Source organism: Candidatus Accumulibacter aalborgensis (assembly GCF_900089955.1).
Taxonomy (GTDB): Bacteria; Pseudomonadota; Gammaproteobacteria; order Burkholderiales; family Rhodocyclaceae; genus Accumulibacter; species Accumulibacter aalborgensis.
Genome location: NZ_FLQX01000095.1, coordinates 116,069 through 138,284 on the forward strand (window position 1 = coordinate 116,069; position 22,216 = coordinate 138,284).

The 22,216-nt window shown below is 64.0% G+C and carries 22 protein-coding genes; 12 read left to right on the top strand and 10 right to left on the bottom strand.

Annotation, left to right across the window (positions count from 1 at the left end):
* The first annotated feature begins 7 nt into the window (after positions 1–7).
* The 6 genes from ACCAA_RS07025 (at position 8) to ACCAA_RS07050 (ending at position 6,926) form a co-directional block, all read left to right on the top strand.
* A complete protein-coding gene (locus tag ACCAA_RS07025; RefSeq protein ID WP_186406513.1) occupies positions 8–1,726 on the top strand; it encodes a hydrogenase maturation protein in 1,719 nt (572 codons plus the stop codon).
* Positions 1,723–3,183, top strand: a complete 1,461-nt coding sequence (locus tag ACCAA_RS07030; RefSeq protein ID WP_186406514.1) for a sigma-54-dependent transcriptional regulator — start codon at positions 1,723–1,725, stop codon at positions 3,181–3,183. The genes ACCAA_RS07025 and ACCAA_RS07030 overlap by 4 nt, the downstream gene beginning before the upstream one ends.
* Positions 3,180–4,178 carry an NADH-quinone oxidoreductase subunit B family protein gene (locus ACCAA_RS07035; protein ID WP_186406515.1) on the top strand — a complete coding sequence of 333 codons (999 nt, stop codon included), beginning with the start codon at positions 3,180–3,182 and terminating at the stop codon, positions 4,176–4,178. The genes ACCAA_RS07030 and ACCAA_RS07035 overlap by 4 nt, the downstream gene beginning before the upstream one ends.
* Entirely contained in the window at positions 4,175–5,644 is a 1,470-nt protein-coding gene (locus ACCAA_RS07040; protein ID WP_186406516.1) for a nickel-dependent hydrogenase large subunit, read from the top strand. Before ACCAA_RS07035 ends, ACCAA_RS07040 begins: the two co-directional genes overlap by 4 nt.
* Positions 5,645–6,011: 367 nt before the next feature.
* The gene (locus ACCAA_RS07045; protein ID WP_186406517.1) at positions 6,012–6,515 is read left to right on the top strand and encodes a DUF4124 domain-containing protein; all 504 of its coding nucleotides are present in this window, start codon (positions 6,012–6,014) and stop codon (positions 6,513–6,515) included.
* A gap of 147 nt (positions 6,516–6,662) precedes the next feature.
* On the top strand, positions 6,663–6,926 hold the full coding sequence (locus ACCAA_RS07050) for a DUF1902 domain-containing protein (RefSeq protein ID WP_186406518.1): 264 nt from the start codon (positions 6,663–6,665) through the stop codon (positions 6,924–6,926).
* 94 nt (positions 6,927–7,020) lie between these two features.
* Here ACCAA_RS07050 and minE read toward each other — a convergent pair whose 3' ends face one another.
* The 7 genes from minE to ACCAA_RS07085 all read right to left on the bottom strand — a co-directional run bounded on the left by minE (position 7,021) and on the right by ACCAA_RS07085 (position 13,385).
* Positions 7,021–7,287, bottom strand: coding sequence for a cell division topological specificity factor MinE (gene minE, locus ACCAA_RS07055; RefSeq protein WP_186406519.1), 267 nt, complete (start codon positions 7,285–7,287; stop codon positions 7,021–7,023).
* A 2-nt stretch (positions 7,288–7,289) separates the two neighbouring features.
* Entirely contained in the window at positions 7,290–8,111 is an 822-nt protein-coding gene (gene minD / locus ACCAA_RS07060; protein WP_186406520.1) for a septum site-determining protein MinD, read from the bottom strand.
* Between the two features lie 102 nt (positions 8,112–8,213).
* Entirely contained in the window at positions 8,214–8,999 is a 786-nt protein-coding gene (gene minC, locus ACCAA_RS07065) for a septum site-determining protein MinC (RefSeq protein ID WP_186406521.1), read from the bottom strand.
* A 202-nt stretch (positions 9,000–9,201) separates the two neighbouring features.
* Positions 9,202–10,359, bottom strand: coding sequence for an FAD-dependent monooxygenase (locus ACCAA_RS07070; protein ID WP_186406522.1), 1,158 nt, complete (start codon positions 10,357–10,359; stop codon positions 9,202–9,204).
* Positions 10,352–11,659, bottom strand: a complete 1,308-nt coding sequence (locus tag ACCAA_RS07075; protein WP_186406523.1) for an aminopeptidase P N-terminal domain-containing protein — start codon at positions 11,657–11,659, stop codon at positions 10,352–10,354. The genes ACCAA_RS07070 and ACCAA_RS07075 overlap by 8 nt, the downstream gene beginning before the upstream one ends.
* On the bottom strand, positions 11,656–12,354 hold the full coding sequence (gene murU / locus ACCAA_RS07080) for an N-acetylmuramate alpha-1-phosphate uridylyltransferase MurU (protein ID WP_186406524.1): 699 nt from the start codon (positions 12,352–12,354) through the stop codon (positions 11,656–11,658). Before murU ends, ACCAA_RS07075 begins: the two co-directional genes overlap by 4 nt.
* Entirely contained in the window at positions 12,354–13,385 is a 1,032-nt protein-coding gene (locus ACCAA_RS07085) for an aminoglycoside phosphotransferase family protein (protein WP_186406525.1), read from the bottom strand. Before ACCAA_RS07085 ends, murU begins: the two co-directional genes overlap by 1 nt.
* 155 nt (positions 13,386–13,540) lie before the next feature.
* Here ACCAA_RS07085 and ACCAA_RS07090 point away from each other — a divergent pair, with 155 nt between their 5' ends.
* From ACCAA_RS07090 to rsmA, 4 genes are read left to right on the top strand one after another with little or no spacing between them, the layout of a single operon-like run.
* Entirely contained in the window at positions 13,541–16,585 is a 3,045-nt protein-coding gene (locus tag ACCAA_RS07090) for an LPS-assembly protein LptD (RefSeq protein ID WP_186406526.1), read from the top strand.
* An 8-nt stretch (positions 16,586–16,593) separates the two neighbouring features.
* A complete protein-coding gene (locus ACCAA_RS07095; protein ID WP_186406527.1) occupies positions 16,594–17,904 on the top strand; it encodes a peptidylprolyl isomerase in 1,311 nt (436 codons plus the stop codon).
* Positions 17,876–18,934 (top strand): 4-hydroxythreonine-4-phosphate dehydrogenase PdxA, encoded by a 1,059-nt coding sequence (pdxA, locus tag ACCAA_RS07100; protein ID WP_186406528.1) that lies wholly within the window; start codon positions 17,876–17,878, stop codon positions 18,932–18,934. Before ACCAA_RS07095 ends, pdxA begins: the two co-directional genes overlap by 29 nt.
* Positions 18,931–19,710 carry a 16S rRNA (adenine(1518)-N(6)/adenine(1519)-N(6))-dimethyltransferase RsmA gene (rsmA, locus tag ACCAA_RS07105; protein WP_186406529.1) on the top strand — a complete coding sequence of 260 codons (780 nt, stop codon included), beginning with the start codon at positions 18,931–18,933 and terminating at the stop codon, positions 19,708–19,710. The genes pdxA and rsmA overlap by 4 nt, the downstream gene beginning before the upstream one ends.
* A gap of 47 nt (positions 19,711–19,757) precedes the next feature.
* On the opposite strand, the gene ACCAA_RS07110 is transcribed toward rsmA, so the two are convergent.
* The 3 genes from ACCAA_RS07110 to xth form a co-directional block, all read right to left on the bottom strand.
* On the bottom strand, positions 19,758–19,955 hold the full coding sequence (locus ACCAA_RS07110) for a YgaP family membrane protein (protein ID WP_186406530.1): 198 nt from the start codon (positions 19,953–19,955) through the stop codon (positions 19,758–19,760).
* 106 nt (positions 19,956–20,061) lie between these two features.
* On the bottom strand, positions 20,062–20,751 hold the full coding sequence (locus ACCAA_RS07115; RefSeq protein WP_186406531.1) for a Crp/Fnr family transcriptional regulator: 690 nt from the start codon (positions 20,749–20,751) through the stop codon (positions 20,062–20,064).
* Positions 20,751–21,518 carry an exodeoxyribonuclease III gene (xth, locus tag ACCAA_RS07120; RefSeq protein WP_186406532.1) on the bottom strand — a complete coding sequence of 256 codons (768 nt, stop codon included), beginning with the start codon at positions 21,516–21,518 and terminating at the stop codon, positions 20,751–20,753. The genes ACCAA_RS07115 and xth overlap by 1 nt, the downstream gene beginning before the upstream one ends.
* 50 nt (positions 21,519–21,568) lie before the next feature.
* Here xth and ACCAA_RS07125 point away from each other — a divergent pair, with 50 nt between their 5' ends.
* Together ACCAA_RS07125 and ACCAA_RS21785 are read left to right on the top strand one after the other, a co-directional pair.
* Entirely contained in the window at positions 21,569–21,925 is a 357-nt protein-coding gene (locus ACCAA_RS07125) for a hypothetical protein (protein ID WP_186406533.1), read from the top strand.
* A gap of 63 nt (positions 21,926–21,988) precedes the next feature.
* Positions 21,989–22,216, top strand: a 228-nt coding sequence (locus ACCAA_RS21785) for a hypothetical protein (protein WP_222104804.1), incomplete at its 3' end; no start/stop codon positions are given.

Consider the following 22,216-nt stretch of genomic DNA (forward strand, 5'->3'; position numbering starts at 1 on the left):
ATCATTGATGCGTATCCTCTTTCTGTGCCATGCCTTCAACAGCCTGAGTCAGCGTCTGTACAGCGAGCTTGGCACGCGCGGCCACCAGTTGTCGATCGAGTTCGACATCACTGGCTCGGTCGCCGAAGAGGCGGTCGCGCTCTATCGGCCCGAGCTGATCATTGCGCCGTATCTGCGCCGGGCGATACCCGCCTCGATCTGGCAGCGGCACGTCTGCCTGATCGTCCATCCGGGGATCGTCGGCGACCGTGGTCCATCGGCGCTCGACTGGGCGATCCAGGGTGGCGAGCGGACCTGGGGCGTCACCGTCCTGCAGGCCACCGGCGAGATGGACTCCGGGCCGATCTGGGCCGCCGAAACCTTCCCCATGCGGCTGGCCAAGAAATCGAGCCTCTATCGCCAGGAAGTGACCGAAGCGGCGACGTGCGCCGTGCTGCAGGCCGTAGACCGCTTTGCGGCCGGCGCCTTCGTCCCGCTGCCGCTCGCTGCTGCCGATCCGTCAGCGCGTGGCAGGCAGCGGCCGTTGATGAAGCAGGTCGATCGGGCCATCGATTGGCAGCGTGACGACACGGCGCAGATTCTTGCCACGCTGAACGCCGCCGATGGCTTCCCCGGTGTGGCTGACGAACTCTTTGGCGAGCCCTGCCAGTTGTATGATGCTTGGCCCGAAGACACGCTGCGCGGCGGCGTCCCTGGCGAGGTGATCGCCTGGCGCCAGACCGCGATCCTGCGCGCGACCGTCGATGGAGCGCTGTGGATCGGCCACGTACGGCGTACGGCAGCGGCCACTGCGCTCAAACTGCCGGCAGCAGAGGTCTTCGCCGAACAACTGGTGACGATCCCGGAAGCCACGCTGGCAGACTACTTCGCCGCGGCCGGCGCGACCTGGCAGGACATCCGCTACCAAGAAGCGGGCCGGGTGGGTTTTCTGCACTTCGACTTCTATAACGGCGCCATGAGCACCCGCCAATGCCAGCGCCTGTGCGCCGCCTATCAATGGGCCTGCCGGAGACCGGTCAGCGTCATCGTCCTGATGGGCGGTCGCGACTTCTGGTCGAACGGCATCCACCTGCACCAGATCGAGGCCGCAGAATCTCCCGCCGACGAGTCGTGGGCCAACATCAACGCCATCGACGATCTCGCCCAAGCGGTCATCTGCAGCGAGAACCAACTGACGATTGCCGCGTTGCAGGGCAACTGCGGCGCCGGCGGCTGCTTCCTGGCGCGCGCTGCGGATCTCGTCTGGGCGCGCGCCGGAGTGCTGCTCAATCCGCATTACCGGAACATGGGCAACCTGTTCGGCTCCGAGTACTGGACCTACCTCCTGCCGGCGCGCGTCGGCAGCGAAGCCGCGCAGGCGATCATGCGCAACCGCTTGCCGATGAGCGCTGCCGCCGGCATCGCGGCGGGTTTTCTCGATGCATGCCTGGCCGGCGATCCCGACGCTTTCCGGATCGACGTCGCGCGCCGCGCGGCCGAACTGGCGGCTGCTCCCGATCTCGCCGCGCGCCTGCAGGCCAAGCGTGCGCAACGCTTTGCCGACGAGGCAAAAAAGCCGCTGGCGAGCTATCGCACGGCGGAACTCGCCGAACTGCAGCGCAACTTCTACGGCTTCGACCCCAGCTATCACGTCGCTCGTTACCATTTCGTCCACAAGACCCCGGCGTCGTGGACACCGCGTCATCTGGCGATTCATCGCGATCTCGGCTGGCGCGTGCCGCAGTGAACGTCATCGCCAAACCGCGCCTGCCGACGGTGCTGGTCATCGACGACGAGATCCGCTCGCAGGAAGCGTTGCGGCGGACGCTCGAGGACGACTTCGAGGTGTTCACCGTGTCTAGCGCCGAGGAAGCGCAGCGGATCATGGAGACCGAGTGGGTGCAGATCATCGTCTGCGACCAGCGCATGCCGGGAATTACCGGCGTCGAGTTTCTCAAGGCGGTGCGCAACCAGTGGCCGGATACCCTGCGCATCATCCTGTCCGGCTATACCGATGCCGAAGACATCATTGCCGGCGTGAACGAGGCCGGTATCTACCAGTATCTGATGAAGCCCTGGCAGCCCGAGCAGTTGCTGCTGACGCTGCAGACCGCCGCCCGAGTGCATCGCCTGCAGCAGGAGAACCAGCGTCTGTCGCTCGAGCTGCGCACCGCCGAACCGGTGCTCGCCCGGCGCGTCGAGATGAAATACGAGCGCGTCAAACGCGAGTTTGGTCTCGACGCAATGATCCGCACTCCGGGCAGCCCGCTCAATGCCCTCTGTGACCTGGTCGAGAAGATCGCGCCCTTCGACCTGTCGGTGCTCATTACCGGCGAGTCGGGTACCGGCAAGGAGATGATCGCGCGCGCCATTCATTACCGCAGCCGGCGTGCCGACAAGCCCTTCGTCATCGAGCATTGCGGCGCGTTACCCGACCAGTTGCTCGAAGCCGAGCTGTTTGGCTACAAGCGCGGTGCTTTTACCGGCGCCTACGAAGACCGCAGCGGTCGCTTCCAGCAGGCCGACGGCGGCACCATTTTTCTCGATGAGATTGGCGACACCAGCGCCGCATTTCAGGTCAAGCTGCTGCGCGTACTGCAGGAAGGCGAGTTCCGGCCGCTCGGTGCGGCGCGACCGCATTCGGTCGATGTACGCGTCGTCGCGGCTACCCATCACAAGCTGGAAGCCGAGGTGCGCGCCGGCACTTTCCGTGAAGATCTGTATTACCGGCTGGCGACCGTGACGCTGCACGTGCCGGCGCTACGCGACCGGGCGATGGACATCCCGCTGCTCGCCGGTCGCTTGCTCGAAGCCAGTCAGAGCGTTCTCGGCAAGCCGGTCGACGGTTTTTCCACCGAAGCGCTGGCCTGCCTCGCCGCTTACCCCTGGCCGGGAAATGTGCGCGAGTTGCAGAACGAGATCCTGCGCATGCTGGCGCTCTCCGACACGCCGCGCCTCGGTGCCGATCTGCTCGCACCGCGCATCCTGCGCACGCCGGCGGTCGATCAGCAGCCGGACGATCTCCTTGACCTGATCGCCGTCGATGGTGGGCTCAAGGAGCGCATGGAAGCGCTCGAAGCGCGAGTGCTCAAGGAGACGATGATCCGCCATCGCTGGAACAAGTCGCACGCGGCCAGCGAACTGGGCCTGTCGCGCGTCGGCCTGCGCAACAAGCTGCTGCGTTACGGGCTGGAGCGGGCATGAAACTTCTCTGGCTGCAGGCGGCCGGTTGCGGCGGCTGCACGCAGTCCCTGCTCGGCGCCGAGAGCCGCGCCGGCGTTCTCGCGCAGTTCGCCGACAGCGGTCTCGACCTCGTCCTCCACCCCGCTCTGTCGGAAGCCAGCGGCGACGAGACGCTGGCGCTGTTGCAGGCGGCCGCAGACAGCCGCTTGCCCTTCGACATCCTCTGCGTTGAAGGCGCGCTGCTGCGCGGACCTAACGGCAGCGGGCGCTTTCAGATCCTGTCCGGCAGCCGCCGTCCGGTGATCGAGTGGGTCAGGGAGCTGGCGGCACGCGCACGCTACGTGGTCGCCATCGGCAGCTGCACCGCCTACGGCGGAATCGTCTCGGCCGGCGAAAACGTCACCGAAGCCTGCGGTCTGCAGTTCGATGGCGATCAGGAAGGGGGCCTCCTGGGCGCCGATTTCCGGGCCGGCTCAGGGCTGCCGGTGATCAACGTCGCCGGCTGCCCGACGCATCCGGGCTGGATCGTGGATACCCTGCTCGCGCTGATCCTAGGCGCGCTGACTGCAGACGACCTCGACGCCTGGCAGCGGCCGCGTTTCTACACCGAGCAACTGGTCCATCACGGCTGCCCGAGGAACGAATTCTACGAATTCAAGGCCAGCGCGCAAAAACTTTCCGACCTTGGCTGCCTGATGGAGAACATGGGCTGCAAGGGCACCCAGGCCAACGCCGACTGCAACCTGCGGCCCTGGCACAGCGTCGGCTCGTGCGTGCGCGGTGGCTTCGCCTGCATCTCCTGCACCGAGCCGGGCTTCGAAGAGCCGGGGCATCCGTTCATGGAGACGCCGAAGGTCGCCGGCATCCCGACCGGTCTGCCGATCGACATGCCCAAGGCGTGGTTCGTCGCGCTCGCCGCGCTGTCCAAGTCGGCAACGCCCAAGCGGGTGCGCGAGAACGCACGTTCCGATCACCCGCTGATCTCGCCGGGAATCAGGAAGAGCGGCCGCAAGTGACTCGTCGTCTGACCATCGGTCCCTTCAATCGCGTCGAAGGCGACCTCGAAGTGGCGCTCGACATCGCCGACGGTCGGGTCGCTTCGGCTGAGGTCAGTTCCTCGCTCTATCGCGGCTTCGAGCACATTCTCCTGGCCAAGCACCCGCTCGATGCGCTGGTCATCGTGCCACGCATCTGCGGCATCTGTTCGGTCTCGCAGTCGGCCGCTGCCGCCGCCGCGCTGGCCGCTGCGACCGGACTCGAGATGCCGCCGAACGGCCGCCTGGCGAGCAATCTGATTCTCGCCTGCGAAAACCTGGCCGACCACCTGACCCACTTCTACCTCTTCTTCATGCCTGACTTTGCCCGCGCAGCATACCGCCGCCGCTCCTGGCATGCGACAATCGAGCGGCGTTTCAAGGCTACCGTCGGCGAAGCGCCGCGCGAGATGCTGCCGGCGCGCGCCGACCTGCTGCGCCTGATGGGCTACCTGGCTGGCAAGTGGCCGCACAGCCTCGCCTTGCAGCCCGGAGGAACGACGCGCGCCATCACCGCCACCGAGAAAGTCCGCCTGTTCACCATCCTGCGCGAGTTCCGTGCCTTTCTGACCACCACAGTATTTGGTGACGTACTCGAGAACGTCGCCGCGCTCGGCAGCGCCGACCAACTCGCCGCCTGGGCGAACGGCCGGCCAGCGGATTTTCCGCGCTTCCTCGAAATTGCCGCCGATCTCGGCCTGGCACACATTGGGCGCGCGAGCGACGTTTTTCTCAGCTACGGCGCCTATGGCCATGGACGCGGTGCGCTCATCGACGACGAGCCTCTCTTTGCCAGAGGCCTCTGGCATGGCGGCCGACTGCCCTTCGCCGAACCGCTGATCAGCGAAGACGTGGCGCATGCCTGGCTGCACGGTGATCGCCCGCAGCATCCGCAGCAAGGCGAAACGCGCCCGCTGACCGGCGAATTTTCCGAAAAGGCAAGCGCCTACACCTGGTGCAAGGCGCCACGCTATGATAAACGAGTCGCCGAAACCGGCGCCCTGGCTCGGCAGATGGTTGCCGGTCACCCGCTCGTGCGCGCGCTGGTGGCCGCCGATGGCGGCAGCGTGCGGGCACGAGTCGTCGCACGTCTTGTTGAACTGGCGCTGGTGGTGCCGGCAATGGAGGGGTGGATGCGCGCACTGACGCCGGGAGAACCCTTCTGCCACCCCTGGCAGTTGCCCGATCAGGCGAGCGGCGTCGGCCTCGTCGAAGCCGCGCGGGGTGCGCTCGGTCACTGGCTACGCATCGAAGACGGGAAAATCGCCGGCTACCAGATCATCGCCCCGACGACCTGGAATTTCTCACCACGTGATGCGGCAGGCGTTCCTGGCGCGCTCGAACAGGCGCTGGTGGGTTTGCTGGTCGGCGCGAACGAAAGCGTCCCGCTGGCCGTTCAGCATGTCGTGCGGTCGTTCGATCCGTGCATGGTGTGCACGGTGCATTAGCAAATACATTGCAAAAAAGTGGCGCAGGCGCGCTGGTCGTGTGCTCATGGCGGTGCTCCAAGCAAGCGGTGGTGGTTGCCCGCCTCCCCGACGCCAATCGAGGTGGGCGAGCACGTGCAGGTTGGCGTACCGCGCTTGGACCGGCGAGGGTTTCCCCTCCCTGCACGGCCCTCCCATAGAGCTTGCCATGCGACGGAAAAAAAATACCGCTTTGAAGGCGGCCGTCCCGCCAAACTCCGGGACGCAAATCCCGCATCGCTGATATGCAGCGATGCGGGAGTCTTGCTCCCGGTACCGGAGAACTGTCAATAGGTGTAATGTTCAACTCGATCTGAGGACACTTCAACCAACAAGACGAAAGCCCAAAATGCCCAGGACCGTTGTCAGCATCATCCTCTCTTCGCTGCTCGTCTTCCCATTGACCGCGATTGCCCAGGCGCACTACAAGTGCAGGACCGCATCGGGCGGAACCATCGTTTCTGACCTGCCATGCCCGAGCGAAACGCGCCAGGGGCAAGCGGCTTACAATGCGTCTCAAGCACGGCAATACTCGGATCCAGAGGCGACTCCGGCGCCGGGGGCCGCCGACGCGCGAATGATCGACGACACGGCGGCTGAAGCTCCCGGTACCAGCGACCTCGACAAGGTCAAGGGCCTGGCAGTTACTCCGGAGAACTGGCAGACGATTTTCGAAGCGGAGCAGCCCGTCACCAGGCGCACCGACGCCGATCTGCAGGCCGACTCCAAGACCAGCCCGGAATGCAAATCCGCACGACGAAGTTACGATACTGAAGCAAGCTCGACCCCAAGGAATCGTGCAGCAATTGCTGCGACAAAGCGGGCCATGTACTCGGCGTGCGGGGATGAATAAGGCTATCGTCATCGAGAATCGCACGGTGATTAACGACAACCAAACCGTCGTCACCAGCCCTGCGGCTCCTCGACCTATAGATTCCCAGCAATGGGTTGGGGTCAAATGTCTTGCTGGTGAACTGTCAAGCAGCGTAGGATGAAGAGCATGAACATTCGGTCCATCCCCACGCGAAATCCCGTCACCCACTATATGGCTGAAGTCATTCATGACGAGGAAAGCGGCATGTGGGTAGCCTCGTGCGAGGCGCTGAGCGTCGCGACGGAAGCGCCTACTTACGACGCTCTGACGAAACGCTTCTGGAAAATCGCCCCCGAAGTGGCTGCGGAAAACGGGATCGACTTCGATCTGAAGACGGCACGAATCGATTTAATTCACGCCACAGCGTTCGATTTGCTCAGCAGACTGTAGCGTGTCCCGTTCCGGCGGGCTGTCAATGGCCTCGCGCATCCCAGACCAGTCCGCCGAAGCCTCCCCGGCTTTCCCCAGCCATTCCACAAGTTGGCTAAAGCTTGCTGGTCTTGTCCGGCATGACGATGTTGACTTCCAGCACTTCGAAGTTGCCCTGTTTCTCTAGCGACACCTTGATGTCTTCCGCGTTGACCGACACGTACTTCGAGATCACGGTCATCAACTCTTGCTGCAAAGCGGGCAGGAAATCAGGTGTGCTGGTGCCCACACCGCGTTCATGGGCGATGATCAGTTGCAGCCGTTCCTTGGCAATGGCCGCCGTCTTGGGCTTGTTGCCGAAGATGAGGGAGAAGAGCGACATCCTCATTTGCTCCCGAACAGTCGCTGCAGGAGGCCGGGTTTTTCGTAATCGACGAAACGCAGGGGGATGTTTTCGCCGAGAAAGCGGCCGACGACATCAAGGTAGGCGTTGGCGACGTCGCTGCCGGTGAGGTGGATCGCCGGGGATCCCGCATTTGACGATTGCAGGACCACTTCAGACTCGGGGATGACACCGATGATCGGCACCCGCAGGATCTCCTGCACGTCCTTGTACGACAGCATCTCGCCCTCGTTGACACGCTTCGGCGAGTAACGGGTGATCAGCAGGTGTTCCTTGACCGGCTCGCCACCGAGCAGGGCGCGGCGCGACTTGGCCTGGATGATGCCGAGAATGCGGTCCGAGTCGCGGACCGACGAAACCTCGGGGTTGGAGACCACGAGGGCTTCGTCGGCAAAAGTCAGCGCCATTACCGCGCCACGCTCGATGCCGGCCGGCGAATCACAGATGACGTAGTCGAAACCCATGTGGCCGAGTTCCTTGAGAACTTTTTCGACCCCTTCCTCGGTCAGCGCGTCCTTGTCGCGGGTTTGCGAAGCGGGCAGGACGAAGAGGTTGCCGTTGTCGCAGTGTTTGTCCTTGATCAGTGCCTGGGTGAGCGTTGCTTCCCCGTTGAGGACATTTACCAGGTCGTAAACGACGCGGCGCTCACAGCCCATGATCAGATCAAGGTTGCGCAGGCCGACGTCGAAATCGATGACTGCAGTCTTGTAACCGCGCAGGGCGAGGCCCGAAGAAAAACTGGCGCTGGTGGTGGTCTTGCCGACCCCTCCCTTGCCGGACGTTACAACGACGATACGTGTCACGGATGTGCCTCCGCTGGTGAAAGCTGCGATTCTACGCGCAGAATGGGTTTTCTGTTGCTCCACGGCGCCGGCGGCGGACAAATACGAGCGCCGGTTGCGTCGCTAATTGTTTCTCAGCACCTCGATGATCAGCCTTTCCGGGTCATCACTGGTTTTCTCGGTCAGCCTGATGTGGACCGCTTTGCCCGCCAGCTCGGCTGGCAGGCCGGCGTCAAAAGTGCGATAGAGGCCGGCGACCGAAACGAGTTCGGCAGCGAAGCTCGTACAGAGAATGCGCGCGTCCTCGGCGCCGCTGGCGCCGGCGAGCGCGCGACCGCGCAGCGGCGCATAGATGTGAATGCTGCCATCGGCAATGACTTCGGCACCGGCATTGACGATGGCCAGCATCACCAGGTCGCCGCCGCGTGCATAGACCTGTTGTCCTGAGCGCAGTGGCCGGTCGACGAAAATCGTCGGCGAAACCCGGGGGCCGGTACGCACCCTCGGCGGCGGTGCGGCGATGGGTGCCTCGCTGGGGGGTGGGGGAGTGGGTGCAATTTCTTCCGCAGCCAGCGTCTGTGGCGAACGCGCTACGGCAGCATAGGCGGGCAAGCCGGCCGCCGCGGCGCTGCGGCGGAGTTCCTCGCTGCCGCCACGCACGCCAAATACATTCAGGCCGTGTGTTCTGAAGACCTCTTGCACCAGGCGCCAGTCTGCTTCGGGTGCGTCACCGATTTGCGACAATTCCAGGAGCGCGGCGTCGCCGTCGAAGAAAGGGTCAGCGCCGAATAGCGTGCTCGCGGCCTCGGCCAGTGCGTCGGCTTGCAGGGAGTGCAGGGTGACGGCAACCACGGGCAGCGTGGTTCCCTTGAATTCGATCAACTTGATGGTGGTGTGGGTTCGGGCCATGGAATTTCACCGATGTGGGCCAAGCTTATTATGAAAGTCGCTCTCGCGACTCACGAATCTGCCCTCTCCCGCAAGTGGGAGAGGGGTTGGGGGTGAGGGAAACGGTGATGACCGTTTGGCAAGCCGCGAAGTCTAGCCGAATCGGCCGCAAAAGCGAAACCCGGTGACGCCGTTGGCTTGCCAGGCGGCCAGGCTTGACCGACTAGAGCCAGGCCCTGGCTCCCCAGATCATGCGTCTGGCGATGAAGTGGCGTAGCGGCGGGGCCAGGTCAAGGACCTGCAGTCCAAACCCGCGAGCGATCCGCAACGGCGCCAGATCATTGGAAAAGAGACGCACGATGCCGTCGGTGAAAGCCATGCTCGCCAAGCGGTCGATGTTCCGACGGCGCGCATAGGCGGCGAGCATCGCTGCTCCGCCAGCGTCGCTGCCGGCTTGCGTGAGCAGGGTTTGTGCCAGTTCCCAGGCGTCGCGCAGGCCGAGGTTGAAACCCTGACCGGAGACCGGGTGCAGGCTCTGCGCGGCATTGCCGACCCATACCTGACGGGGTCCGGTGAGTCGTTGGCGAAAACGCAGTGCCAGTGGGAAACTGGCGCGCGGACCACAGGCGACGAAATCAAGGCGGCTACCGAACTGCGCGCGCAGGGCGGCGAGAAAATCACTTTCATCGAGGGCGAGCAACCCGACGGCCTGGTCGGGGGGCACGGTAAACACCACCGAGTAGTCAAGCCCCAGGGGTAGCAGGGCGAGTGGACCGTCTGGCGTGAAGCGTTCCCACGCCCGCTGCGCGTGACCGGCGAGCGGACGGACTTCGGCGACGACGGCATGCTGGCGGTAATCGTGCATCGTGACGTCGGCCTCACTGCCGGGGGTGCCCTCGGCATGGACGATCAGGCGGGCCGCGACACGTCGCGTCGCGTCGCTGCAGGCCAGTCTGATCTCGGTCGTCTCGCGGCCGACCGTCAGGTCGACCAGAGCGCAGTCGTTGAGCAGGCGTACGCCGTCGATTCGCGCGTCCAGAGTGGCTGCCAGATCACGGTAGCGCATGACGTAGCCGAGCGCCGGCAAGTCGTAGTCGCGGGCCTCGATGACTGTACGGCCGAAGCCGTTGCGTTGTGAGACGTGGATCGAGTGAATCGGGGTCCCGGCACTGACGTTCCAGGCGCCGAGGCGTTCGAGCAGTTGCCGGCTACCGTGCGACAGCGCCAGTGCACGCGGGTCGGCTCGCCAGGCGCCGCGACCACGGCTGTCGATCAGCACGACGCTGAACGGCCCTTCCGCCAGCGCCAGCGCCAGCGTCATGCCGACTGGCCCGGCGCCGACGATGGCGATGTCTACCGTGTCGACGCTCTCCTCAGTCATGGCGCATCACCTCCTCGATCTCGGCGATGGTTCTTGGCGCGCTGGTATAGACGGTGCAGCCGTCAGCGCTGACGAAGACGTCGTCCTCGATGCGCACGGCGACGCCATGCAGCGCCTTGGGCACCTGTGCTCCCGGCCGGAAGTAGAGGCCGGGTTCGACCGTCAGCGCCATGCCGGGAGCCAGTCGGACCCAGTCGTCGTCGGCGCTTCCGGTGCGGTAGTCGCCGACGTCATGAACGTCGAGACCGAGCCAATGGCCGGTGCGGTGCATGTACCAGGGTTTGTAAGCCTCACTCTCGAGCGCGCCGTCGACGCTGCCGGTGATCACCTTGAGATCGATCAGCCCTTGCGAGAGGACGCGCAGCGCTGCCTGATGATAGTCGGTGAACGAGGCGCCGGGGCGTACGGCGGCAATGGCCGCCTGCTGTGCGGCGAGAACGATTTCGTAGACTTCGCGCTGCACCGGGTTGAAGCGGCCGCTGACCGGAAAAGTACGGGTGATGTCCGAGGCGTAGCCGCCGACCTCGCAGCCGGCGTCGATCAGGACCAGTGAATGAGCGGCCAGCAACTTGTTGTTGTCGACATAGTGCAGGATGCAGGCGTTGGCACCGCCGGCGACGATCGGCGTGTAGGCATGGCCGTCGGCGCCTCGCCGACGGAATTCATAGGCCAGTTCGGCCTCCAGTTCGTATTCGGCCATCCCCGGCCGGCAGGCACGCATGGCGCATGCGTGGCCCGCCGAAGCGATGTCGGCGGCGTGCCGCATGATATCGATTTCGTGGTCATCCTTGCTCAGTCGCATGTGGTCGAGCACGCCGCGCAGATCGCGGATCTCGCCCGGCGCACGCGTCCCGTCGCGGTTCCGCGAGCGTACGGTATTCAGCGCCTGGGCGATCCGCTGATCCCAGTCCGCGTCGTGGCCGAGCGAGTGCCACAGCGAGCGGCGGTTGGCAAGCAGGTCGGGCAGCATCTGTTCGAGACTGGCAATCGGGTGCGCTTCAGAGAAGCCGAAGGCGTGGCACGCCGTTTCGGGTCCGTAGCGGAAGCCATCCCAGGTTTCGCGTTCCTCGTTCTTTTCGCGGCAGAAGAGGATCTCTCGGGGGTTCGTGCCACCGACGAGAACGATCACTGCGTCGGGTTCGGGAAAGCCGCTCAGGTACCAGAAGTAGCTGTCGAAGCGGTAGGGGTAATGCGCATCGCGGTTGCGTATGCGCTCGGGTGCCGTAGGGATGATGGCGACACCGTCAGCGAGGGTCGTCAGCAGGTGCTGACGACGGCGGGTGTAGGGCTGATGAGTCATAGCTTACCTTGATGAGCAAGTTCCATATCCAGTTCGACAAGGCGTGCCGGCGTACCCACGTCGACCCACTGACCGGCGTGTCGTTCGCCGCTGATCTTTCGGCGCGCAATGCCATCGTCGAGCAGGGGGCGCAGCTTCATCGTCGCGCCAACTGGCACGGTGGAAAAAAAGTCGGGCCGGAAGAGCGCAATGCCAGCATAAGTCAGCGCGCTACCGTTGCCGTCGCCAGCCTCGATGATGGCATCGCCATCGAGGCAGAAATCACCGTCGGGGTGGTGCCGCGGGTTGTCGACCATAATCAGGTGGGCATCCTGCTTGCCGAGGGTGTGCGCAAGGTGACAGGCGCGGGAAAAATCCCAGTCGCACCAGATGTCGCCATTGACCGCCAGAAAGGGGTGCGCACCGAGCAGGGGCAGCGCCGCGGCGATGCCGCCGGCAGTTTCGAGCGCCCCGGCAGGTTCGGGTGAATAGGCGATGTTGAGCCCGAAGGCGCGGCCGTCGCCCAGCGTCGCAACGATCTGCTCGCCGAGATGGGCATGGTTGATCACCACTTCGCACCAGCCCGCTGCGGCCAGTCGTTCGAGGTGCCAGACGATCAGCGGCTTGCCGCCGGCCAGCAACAGTGGTTTCGGCGTCGTGTCGGTGAGTGGACGCAGGCGTTCACCGCGGCCGGCGGCGAGAATCATCGCCTTCATCAGAAGGTGTAGCCGAGCACGACCGGCTGCTTCTCGATCTGGTCGAGGAGGCCGGCGAGCGGTCGCAGTTCGCGATAGCGCTGGCAGGTCCGGCGCAGGTAGCTCAGCACGCGTGGCAGGTCAGCAAGGTAGTCGTCCTTGCCGTCGCGATGGCACAGACGGGCGAAAATGCCCAACACCTTGAGCTGGCGCTGGGCGCCCATCCATTCGTAGTCGCGGTAGAAGTCGTGGAAGTCTGTCGGAACGGGTAGTCCGGAACGGCGCGCCGCTTCCCAGTAGCGGATCACGTAGTCAAGTTCCTGATCCTCGTCCCAGTCGATGTACGCGTCGCGATACAGTGAGACGAGGTCGTAAGTCAGCGGACCGTACACGGCGTCCTGGAAATCGAGAATGCCGGGGTTGACCGGGAACGGCGACGATCCGTCGCCCACGAGCATCAGGTTGCGTGAATGATAGTCGCGATGGACGAAGACCGGCGCCTGTTTCAGGTTGTTGGCCAGGATCGCGTCAAAGACCGTGTGCAGAGTGCGCTCCATGCCCTCGTCGAGCGTCAGGCCGAGGTGGCGTACCAGATACCACTCGGGGAAAAGCGCGAGTTCCCGGCTCAGCAGGTTACGGTCGTAGGCCGGTAGCACGCCGGGTCGGCTGGCGAGCTGAATGGCGATGAGCGCTCTGTTGGCGTCGCCATACAGTCGCGGTGCGCATTTCCGGTCCTGCAGAGCATTCAGGTAGGTGGTGCCGCCAAGGTCGGAGAGGAGCAGAAATCCCTGTTCGAGATCCTGTGCGAGGACCTCGGGGACATGGACACCGGCGCCCTGAAAAAGCGCGGCGACTGCCACGAAGGGACGGCAGTCCTCCTTCTCCGGTGGCGCGTCCATGACGATCCTGGTCGTTGCGTCCGGCAGGCTGACCCGAAAGTAACGCCGAAAGCTGGCGTCGGCAGAGGCGGGTTCGATGGTCACTTGCCGACCGGGAAAGTCGGCAGCGAAGAGGCTTCGGACCCAGTCGGTCAACAGCGCGATACGTGGCATGCCGCTTCTCCTTGAACGATGATGCTAGAATCACCGATTTTAACATCCGACCCGTTGGCCAAACGCTCACGGCTTCTCAAGACCCTCCGATCATGAAAGTCGTGACCGTTTCCGACCACCTGCCACCCCTTGCATTTTTCACTGACCTATCCGGAATGACGTCCCTTTCCCGGCGCAAGCCGCTGACTCTGGCCTTCTGTTGCAGTCTTGCCGGCACCTTGGCGGCTACCTTCGTTGGCCAGGTTCAGGCGCAGGCCGTTGCTCCTTTCCGGGTCGATCCAGGTCTGCTCGGCCTGCCGCCGCTGAAAGCGGCCCGGCCCGCGCTTGCAGCGCCGGCGGAACAGCCAGCCGTTGACGCGCGGGCAGTGGCGCTGCCCGCGGCTGACTCGACGCCCACGACGAAGGGGACGGGGGCGGCGGCGGAAGGCACCACGATCACGCCGGCAGCGGCCCCTTCAACGCTGCCGATGGCGTCGCCACCGGCATCTGCCGCCGCCCGCGAACCGCTGCCAAGCGAAGCGCCGCCGGTGCCTGCGCCGTCGGAGTCCGCGCTCCTGCCGCATTCATCGGAGAGCGCAGAGCCGGTGCTGGCGACTCCCGCCGAGGCCGCCGCGCCGGTTGTTCCCGCTCCGGCTGTCCAGCTCCAGCCGCGCGCCGAGTCATACACGCCGAGTCCGGTCGTGACGCCGTTAGCCACGCCCCTGTCGGCTGTCAAGGCCGGCGAAGATTCCGCCGCCGAGCCGATGACCCGCCCGGCGGCTCAGTCACCGAGTGCCAAGCCGTCGCCTGCAGTCGGCGGTGAGCAAGAGATATCGCCTCGCCTGCCGCTCCCCTTGCGGATGGCAAAGACCATGGTGCCGCCGCCGAAGGAGGAGGCTGTTCCGCGACCGGCCTTCCTGAGAGCGCAGCGAATCTCGGGCGTCATCGATCGAGAGCTACTGGCCGAGGACGACGCCGAATTGCGCAAGGTAGGCACGGTGCTGACCGGCGACCGCTTGACGTATTGGCCCGCCGACGACGAGGTCGAGGCCGTCGGCCACGCACGCCTCGAGCAGGGCGACGACTACATTGCCGGCCCAAGGATGCGACTGAAGATCGATGACCGGGTGGGCTTCGTCGACCAGGCTTCGTATTTCATGAAAAAACAGCCGGCGGTGGCCGTAGCCGCCCCCGGCGACGCGTCTTCGGACAATCTGCCCGGTGCGGAACCCGGCGACGAGTGGACGAGTGGTTTTGCCGCGCCGCGGACGATCAAGATCACGCCGGGCCAAACCGTGGTAAAGGCAAAAGGGCCGGTCGGTCAGGTGAGCGAGGGGCGTGGCGACGCCGAGCGCATCGATCTGGAAGGCGAAAATCAGTATCGTCTGACTGCTGCCACCTACACGACCTGCAAGCCTGGTAACGACGATTGGTATCTCAGTGCGGCCGAACTGAAGCTCGACTACGATAATGAAGTGGGCAGCGGCGACGACGCCACGGTTCGCTTTTTCGGCGTGCCGATTTTCCATTCACCCTGGGTGTCGTTTTCACTCAGCGATGAGCGCAAGTCGGGCTTCCTGACACCGTCCTATGGCGCGACCAGCGACAGCGGCCTGGTGTTCACCCTGCCGTACTACTGGAACATAGCGCCCAACATGGACGCCACCATTTCGCCACGCATTCTTACCCGACGCGGGCTGCAAGTCGGCACCGAAGTCCGCTATCTCAACACCGCGTATGGCGGCAGCTACCGCGGTGACGCGCTCGTCGAGGTTCTCCCCCACGACCGGGAAACGAATAGCGAGCGCTGGGGGGTGGCTCTGACACACACCCAGACGCTGGCCAAAGGCTTTTCCGGTGCGGTCAACTACAGTCGGGTCTCGGACAACAACTATTACACCGATCTATCGAGCCAGATTACCAGCACGGCGAAGACGCAACTACTTGAGCAGGGTACGCTGACTTACGGTGGTGGCGGGTGGTGGTCGGCGACCGCGAATGTGCAGTCTTACCAGACGCTGCAGCCGGACGCCCAGAATCCGGTTGCCCAACCGTATCGCCTGTTGCCGCAGATCACGGTCAACGCGCGGCAACCGGACATCTATCTGACCGACAGCGCATTTTTCGGGCAGTACACCAATTTCGTCAGTGCCGGCGCGACCAAGGTCGCTGGACAGGTGGTCATCCCGAGCAAGGTCGAAGGACAGCGGACCGTGCTCCAGCCACAGGTGTCCATGCCCTACGTTACGCCAGGGTGGTACGTGATTCCGCGGGTGGGTGCCAATGTGACCCAGTACGCGCTGTCGCGTCCATCGTCGGCAAGTCTTCTACCGGATTCGATCAATCGCAGCTTGCCGATTTTCAGTGTCGATACAGGGATGACTTTCGAGCGACCGAGCAACTGGTTCGGTCGTGACTATATCCAGACGCTTGAACCGCGACTGTTCTACCTGAATATTCCGTACAAGAATCAGAACGATATCCCGGTTTTTGACACCGCGCTGGCCGATTTCAACTTCGCGCAGATCTTCGCCGACAACCGATATTCCGGCTGGGATCGGATCAACAACGCCAACCAATTGACTGCTGCGGTCTCGTCTCGCCTGATCGATCCGTCCACCGGCAGTGAAATCATGCGCGCCATGTTGGGCCAGGTTTTCTATTTCAGCCAGAACAAGGTCCTTCTGCCCGCAGCCATCGGCAACCCGGATTGGGCCACGTCCAACTACCTGGCTGCTTTCAGCGGCCAGGTCTTGCCGAAGCTGTACGCCGACACGGCCCTGGAGTACGACCCGAACAATCAGCAGTTCCAGCGCTTCGGGTTCGGTGCCCACTACGTGCCGGCGCCGGGCAAGCTGCTCAACGCGAGCTACAGTTACAACCCCGACGCGGCGACGCCGATCAAGCAGGTCGACGTTTCCGGGCAGTGGCCGATCAACGGTCGCTGGCAGGCGGTCGGTCGCTACAACTACTCGTTCCTGCAGAACGTGCCCGTCGAGATCATCGGTGGGCTGGAGTACAACGCGGGCTGCTGGGCGCTGCGCGCGGTTGCCCACCGCATCCAGACCACCCAGGCGGACTCGAACACCCAGTTCTTCGTCCAACTGGAACTCAATGGCTTGACGCGCGTTGGTTCGAATCCGCTGAGTCTCATTCAGCGCCGGATTCCGGGTTACGTTGCAAGCCAACCGCTAACCGACCAGGCCCTGGCTGAACAGTAGGTCCAAAGATGATGCTTCTGCTTCGCACTGTGCTCCTCTCGGCTTGCCTTTCGGCCATGGCGATGGCGCAAACCGCTCCCCGGCAATCTGCCCAGCCGGTCGCCGTCGATCGGATCGTTGCCGTAGTCAATGACGAGGTGATTACCTCGTACGAACTGCGCACACGTGTCGACTCTGCGTCGAGCCAGTTGCAGCGACAGGGAATGCCGCTACCGCCGCGAGATGTGCTGGAAAAACAGATGCTCGAACGACTGGTGATCGACAAGGTGCAGTTGCAGTTTGCTCGCGACAGCGGCATCAAGGTGGACGACGCCCAACTCGAGCAGGCACTGCAGCGGATAGCGGCCAGTAACAAACTGTCGCTCGCCCAGTTCCGGGTAGCGCTGGAGAAGGACGGGATCGCCTTCGCCGAATTTCGCGAAGAGATTCGCTCGGAGATGACCATCGCTCGTGTCCGTGAGCGCGAGGTGGAGAACAAACTGGTGATTTCCGAAGGCGAGATCGACAATTACCTGGCCAGCACGTCGGCGCAGGGAGGCGCAGGCGAGGAGTATCAACTGGCGCACATCCTCCTGCGTTCGCCCGAGTCGGCCAGTCCGGAGCAGATTCAGAAGCTTCGGGCCAAGGCCGAGCAGGTGCGGGATCGTTTGATCAAGGGCGAAAATTTTGCGCAGCTTGCGGCTGCCTATTCAGATGCGCCGGATGGCCTTAAAGGAGGCGATCTCGGTTGGCGTTCGCTCGATCGCCTGCCGCCCATGTTTGCCGAAGCCGGCGCCACGCTCAAGGTAGGCGATGTGTCGCAGGTCCTGCGCAGTTCGAACGGCTTCCATTTGATCAAGCTGCTTGCCAAACGCGGCGGTGGGGCGTCGCAGGCGGTGCAGCAGACGCACGCTCGGCACATCCTCATCAAGGTCAACGAGATAGTTTCCGAGCCCGAGGCCAGGCACAAGCTGGAGGCTCTGCGTGAACGGATCAGGCACGGTGAAAGCTTTGCCGAGCTGGCCAGACTTTTGTCGCAGGACGGGTCGGCGACGAAAGGCGGCGATCTGGGCTGGATCTACCCCGGCGACACCGTCCCCGAGTTCGAACGGGCGATGAACGCCCTGGCACCGGGCGAGGTCAGCGAGCCGGTCCAGACACCTTTCGGTTTTCACCTGATCGAGGTGCTCGAGCGCCGGGTGCAGGACGTTTCGAGCGACCGCCAACGTGCTGCGGCGCGTCAGGTGCTGCGCGAACGCAAGCGCGACGAGGCTTATCAGGACTGGCTGCGTCAGGCGCGCGACCGGGCCTATGTCGAGATCCGCCTGGAGGAGAGCTGAGCACGTGCACTCCTTGCCAGTGATCGCCGTGACCAGCGGCGAACCAGCCGGCGTCGGCCCCGAGGTCTGCCTGCGCCTGCTGGCTGGCGCGCGTGCAGGTCACCAGGGTCACGAAGTTCACTTGCCGGCGCGGATTGTCGTCCTGGCCGATCGTTCTCTGCTCGCTGAACGAGCGGCGGCGCTGAACGTTCCCGGCGCTTTCCGCGACTGGGATCCGGCGCTGCCGCCGACAGCCGGCGCGCTCGAAGTCCTTCATCTGCCCATGGGCGCCAAGGCGCAACCGGGTCGACTCGACCCCGCCAACGCGCCATACGTTCTGGCGCTGCTCGATCGGGCGCTCGCCGGTTGCCGCAGCGGAGAGTTTGCGGCGATGGTCACCGCGCCGGTGCACAAAGGCGTGATCAACGATGCCGGCATTCCTTTCACCGGACATACCGAATACCTGGCCGAGCGGACGGGAACGCCACGGGTGGTGATGATGCTCGCCGGCGGCGGGCTGCGGGTGGCGCTGGTGACGACGCATCTACCGCTAAAGGACGTGCCGGCTGCGGTGACGCAGAGCGCGGTCGAGGAGACGCTGCGCATCCTGCATCGCGAAATGGGCCAGAAGTATGGCTTCGCAGATCCGCGAATTCTGGTTGCCGGCCTCAATCCGCACGCCGGCGAGGGTGGCTACCTCGGCCATGAAGAGATTGACGTCATCATCCCGGTGCTCGAACGCCTGCGTGCCGAGGGAATGACGCTGCTCGGGCCGCTGCCGGCCGATACGATGTTCTCTCCTGCGGTGTTGGCGCGCGGCGACTGCATCCTGGCCATGTACCACGATCAGGGCCTGACGGCGCTAAAGTACGCCAGTTTCGGTCACGGGATCAACGTCACCCTGGGACTGCCGATCATTCGCACCTCGGTCGATCATGGCACCGCGCTCGACCTGGCGGGGAGCGGCCAGGCCGATCCGGGTAGTCTGCTGGTGGCCGTCGCCCAGGCGATCGAAATGGTCGCGCGGGCCGGCCAAGCACTGAGCGGATGATGCCCCACATCGCGCGCAAACGCTTTGGCCAGCATTTCCTGGTCGATCGGCAGGTCATCGCTGATATCGTCGATCTGGTCGCCGTCCAGCGTAGCGACCTGGTGGTCGAGATCGGTCCGGGGCTGGGCGCGCTGACCGATCCGCTCTTGCGGCGGCTCGACCATCTGCAGGTCGTCGAACTCGACCGCGACATTGTTATCCGCCTCCAACAGCAGTACTCGCCGGCGAGGATGACGGTGCATGCGGGGGATGCGCTGGCCTTCGACTTCGGCCGCCTGGCGGCCGAGGCGGGCGGCAGTCTGCGCATCGTCGGCAATCTGCCCTACAACATCTCGACGCCCTTGCTCTTCCACCTGGCCGCTTTCGGCGATTGCGTGCGCGATATGCACTTCATGCTGCAGAAGGAGGTCGTCGAACGGATGGTCGCCGCACCCGGCAGTCGCGACTTCGGCCGCCTTTCGGTCATGCTGCAATACCGCTTCGTCATGGAGCGGCTGCTCGACGTGCCGCCGGACGCCTTCGCCCCGCCGCCAAAGGTCCATTCGGCGGTGGTCCGCCTGATTCCCCGGCCAGCCGGAGAGCTGTCGGCGAACGACGAAGCACAGTTCGCGGCGCTCGTTTCGCTGGCTTTTGCCCAGCGCCGCAAGATGCTGCGCAACAGTCTTCGCTCGCTGATCGACGACCTTCGCCTGGCAGAACTCGGCGTTTCGCCGACCTGTCGGGCCGAGGAACTATCGGTCGAGGATTATGTTCGCCTGGCCAATTGCCTGACATGACTGCGGCGTGTCGAAAGCGCACGCCGCAGTCGCCTGAGCGTGGGTGCTCAGCCGTTTTTCGAGATCGGGCAGGTGTTCATGCCGAGCAGCGTGTACGCGGGGCAGGTGCCGAACAGACCAGTCAGCAGCGGCACGACACCGATCCAGCCCCAGGCGCCGACGACACCCAGGGCGGCCATGGTGATCAGCGCAATACCGATGACGATGCGCAGGATTTTGTCGATACCACCGACGTTGGTTTTCATGATTTTCTCCGTTAAGGGTTGTGGCTAACGGAGCCAGCGTACGCCATGGGGGTGGCCCTGTCTGTAACCCAGGTCACACAGTCACCAGCCCTCCACACGTTCCAGTTCAGCGATGGCTATCCGCCAGTTGCTGCAATTGTGCCCGGTCGATGACCGCAATCTGCTCGCGGCCGAGCGTCACCATTCCCTGTTCGGCGAAGCCCTTGAGCAGTCGGCTGACGATCTCGCGTACGCTGCCGAGTTCTTCGGCCAGCGCCTGATGCGTGGCGCGGATCGTTTCGCCCCTGGTGAGCAGCAGCCTGGCCAGGCGCTGGTCGAGGCGGTGGAAAGCGACTTCCTCGACGAGTTGCATCAGTTCGGCGATCCGTTCGGCGAACAGGTGGAAGACGAAGTCACGGAACAGGGCATTCCCGGCGACCAGTTGCGCAAACAGCGCGTTGGGCAGGACGAGCAGGGCGAGCGGTGTCTCGGCGATGCCGCGCGCTGAATAAGGGCTGTGCCCGAGCAGGCAACTCGAAGTGATGATGCACGAGCCGCCCGGCTCGACACGGTAAAGGAGCATCTCGCGGCCGCTGGCGGTGCTCTTGACGACCTTGATCGTTCCGCTGAGGATCAGCGGAAAGCCCATGCAGTCCTGCCTTTCGCTGAATAACTGCGTGCCGGCCGGCAGCGTGCGAACGGCCGTCGCCGGGCACAGCGCCGCGAGTTGCGCGGTAGGCAGCGAGCGCAGCGCCGGGTAGAGCGCGAGCAGTGCTTGCGCCAGGTCTGCCGTCGAGGTGAGCGTCAAGGCAGTCATCAATCGGCCAGTTGCGCCGTCACCGGCGCGTGATCCGACGGACGCTCAAGCTTGCGCACTTCGCGGCTGATGCCGGCCGCCGTGCAGCGGGCGGCGAGCGGATCGGAGAGCAGGATGTGGTCGATGCGCAAGCCCTGGTTCTTCTGAAAGCCGAGCATCCGGTAGTCCCACCACGAGAAGCTCCTGGCCGGTTGCTCGAAGAGGCGAAAGCTGTCTTTCAGACCGAGGCTCAGCAGGCGCTGGAAAGCCTCGCGCTCGGGTTCCGAACAGAGGATTTGTCCGGCCCAGGCGGCCGGGTCGTGCACGTCGCGGTCTTCCGGCGCAATGTTGAAATCGCCGGCGACGACCAGTTGCGGATTGGCGGCGAGCAAGTCGGCCATCCACCTCGCCAGCGCGTCCAGCCAGTCGAGCTTGTAGGCATACTTGTCGCTGCCGACCGACTGGCCATTGGGAACGTAGGCACAGAGCACGCAGATCCCGCCGACGGTCGCCGCAAGCAGGCGCTTCTGCGGATCGGGGTAGAGCGGGTTGCCGGAAACGACCTCGGTCGGCGCCTCGCGGGACAGCAGCGCGACGCCGTTGTACGTCCTCTGCCCCGAAAAAACGACGTGATAACCGGCGGCCTCGATCGCCTCCCTCGGGAAGACCGGGTCATCGAGTTTGGTCTCCTGCAGACAGACGACGTCGGGCTGCTGCGCCGCCAGCCAGTCGAGCAGTTGCGGCAGGCGGACCTTGAGTGAGTTGACGTTCCAGGAGGCAATTTTCATGGGGGCTTGACGTGAAGGGAGGGTGGGGATGGTCGGTCGGTGGTGTGGCGATGACAAGTCTGACCACATGGGCGTCGGACACGCGCATTGTGCCAGTCGGTGCGGAAACAAGAAACTACGAGGAGATCTTGTCATCCACCGACCCATCAGCCGGAAATGCTCGATTTCAAGACCCTGGCAGGCTCTGGCAGCAACGCTGGCGAGCAAGTTTCCGGACGATGTTCCTTGGTGATATGCTACGCCACTTCGAAACGGATGCAATCGCTGGGCTGTTCGACACCCGCCAGGGCGATGGAGCGGCCGCCTTGGCAATGACGCATTTCCCGGAAATTTTAGTGAACGGGTCGATGGCACACCTGATTGTTTTTTTTTCGGATGCTTTCAAGCGCAGCACACCCATACGGTAATGACGCAAAGCAAAGCGTCAGGTGGGATTGCTACATCGTGCTAGCAAGATCAAAGGAGGATCTGTGGCTCAACCGAGAGAAAATCTTACTAAGCAGGTGTTCGTTGCTTATGCGTACAACCTCTATGACCAACGAGACTACCGCAAGGTATATGCCTCGCTTGAGAAGTCGTTCGGGATCAAGTTCATCTTCGCGGATGAAAAGATCACGAACATGCACATTCTTCAAAGTAAGCGTTTAGCCCCCCTACCACACGTACCGAGCAGGTTGGTGCGGAGCGCAGCGCTTGCC

Excerpts from the sequence above, each read along its gene's own strand:
- ACCAA_RS07025 (WP_186406513.1), top strand. The coding sequence starts at position 8 with ATGCGTATCCTCTTTCTGTGCCATGCCTTCAACAGCCTGAGTCAGCGT.
- ACCAA_RS07035 (WP_186406515.1), top strand. The coding sequence starts at position 3,180 with ATGAAACTTCTCTGGCTGCAGGCGGCCGGTTGCGGCGGCTGCACGCAG.
- ACCAA_RS07045 (WP_186406517.1), top strand. The coding sequence starts at position 6,012 with ATGCCCAGGACCGTTGTCAGCATCATCCTCTCTTCGCTGCTCGTCTTC.
- ACCAA_RS07050 (WP_186406518.1), top strand. The coding sequence starts at position 6,663 with ATGAACATTCGGTCCATCCCCACGCGAAATCCCGTCACCCACTATATG.
- minE (WP_186406519.1), bottom strand. The coding sequence starts at position 7,287 with ATGTCGCTCTTCTCCCTCATCTTCGGCAACAAGCCCAAGACGGCGGCC.
- minC (WP_186406521.1), bottom strand. The coding sequence starts at position 8,999 with ATGGCCCGAACCCACACCACCATCAAGTTGATCGAATTCAAGGGAACC.
- ACCAA_RS07070 (WP_186406522.1), bottom strand. The coding sequence starts at position 10,359 with ATGACTGAGGAGAGCGTCGACACGGTAGACATCGCCATCGTCGGCGCC.
- ACCAA_RS07075 (WP_186406523.1), bottom strand. The coding sequence starts at position 11,659 with ATGACTCATCAGCCCTACACCCGCCGTCGTCAGCACCTGCTGACGACC.
- murU (WP_186406524.1), bottom strand. The coding sequence starts at position 12,354 with ATGAAGGCGATGATTCTCGCCGCCGGCCGCGGTGAACGCCTGCGTCCA.
- ACCAA_RS07085 (WP_186406525.1), bottom strand. The coding sequence starts at position 13,385 with ATGCCACGTATCGCGCTGTTGACCGACTGGGTCCGAAGCCTCTTCGCT.
- ACCAA_RS07090 (WP_186406526.1), top strand. The coding sequence starts at position 13,541 with ATGACGTCCCTTTCCCGGCGCAAGCCGCTGACTCTGGCCTTCTGTTGC.
- ACCAA_RS07095 (WP_186406527.1), top strand. The coding sequence starts at position 16,594 with ATGATGCTTCTGCTTCGCACTGTGCTCCTCTCGGCTTGCCTTTCGGCC.
- pdxA (WP_186406528.1), top strand. The coding sequence starts at position 17,876 with ATGTCGAGATCCGCCTGGAGGAGAGCTGAGCACGTGCACTCCTTGCCA.
- rsmA (WP_186406529.1), top strand. The coding sequence starts at position 18,931 with ATGATGCCCCACATCGCGCGCAAACGCTTTGGCCAGCATTTCCTGGTC.
- ACCAA_RS07110 (WP_186406530.1), bottom strand. The coding sequence starts at position 19,955 with ATGAAAACCAACGTCGGTGGTATCGACAAAATCCTGCGCATCGTCATC.
- ACCAA_RS07115 (WP_186406531.1), bottom strand. The coding sequence starts at position 20,751 with ATGACTGCCTTGACGCTCACCTCGACGGCAGACCTGGCGCAAGCACTG.
- xth (WP_186406532.1), bottom strand. The coding sequence starts at position 21,518 with ATGAAAATTGCCTCCTGGAACGTCAACTCACTCAAGGTCCGCCTGCCG.
- ACCAA_RS07125 (WP_186406533.1), top strand. The coding sequence starts at position 21,569 with ATGACAAGTCTGACCACATGGGCGTCGGACACGCGCATTGTGCCAGTC.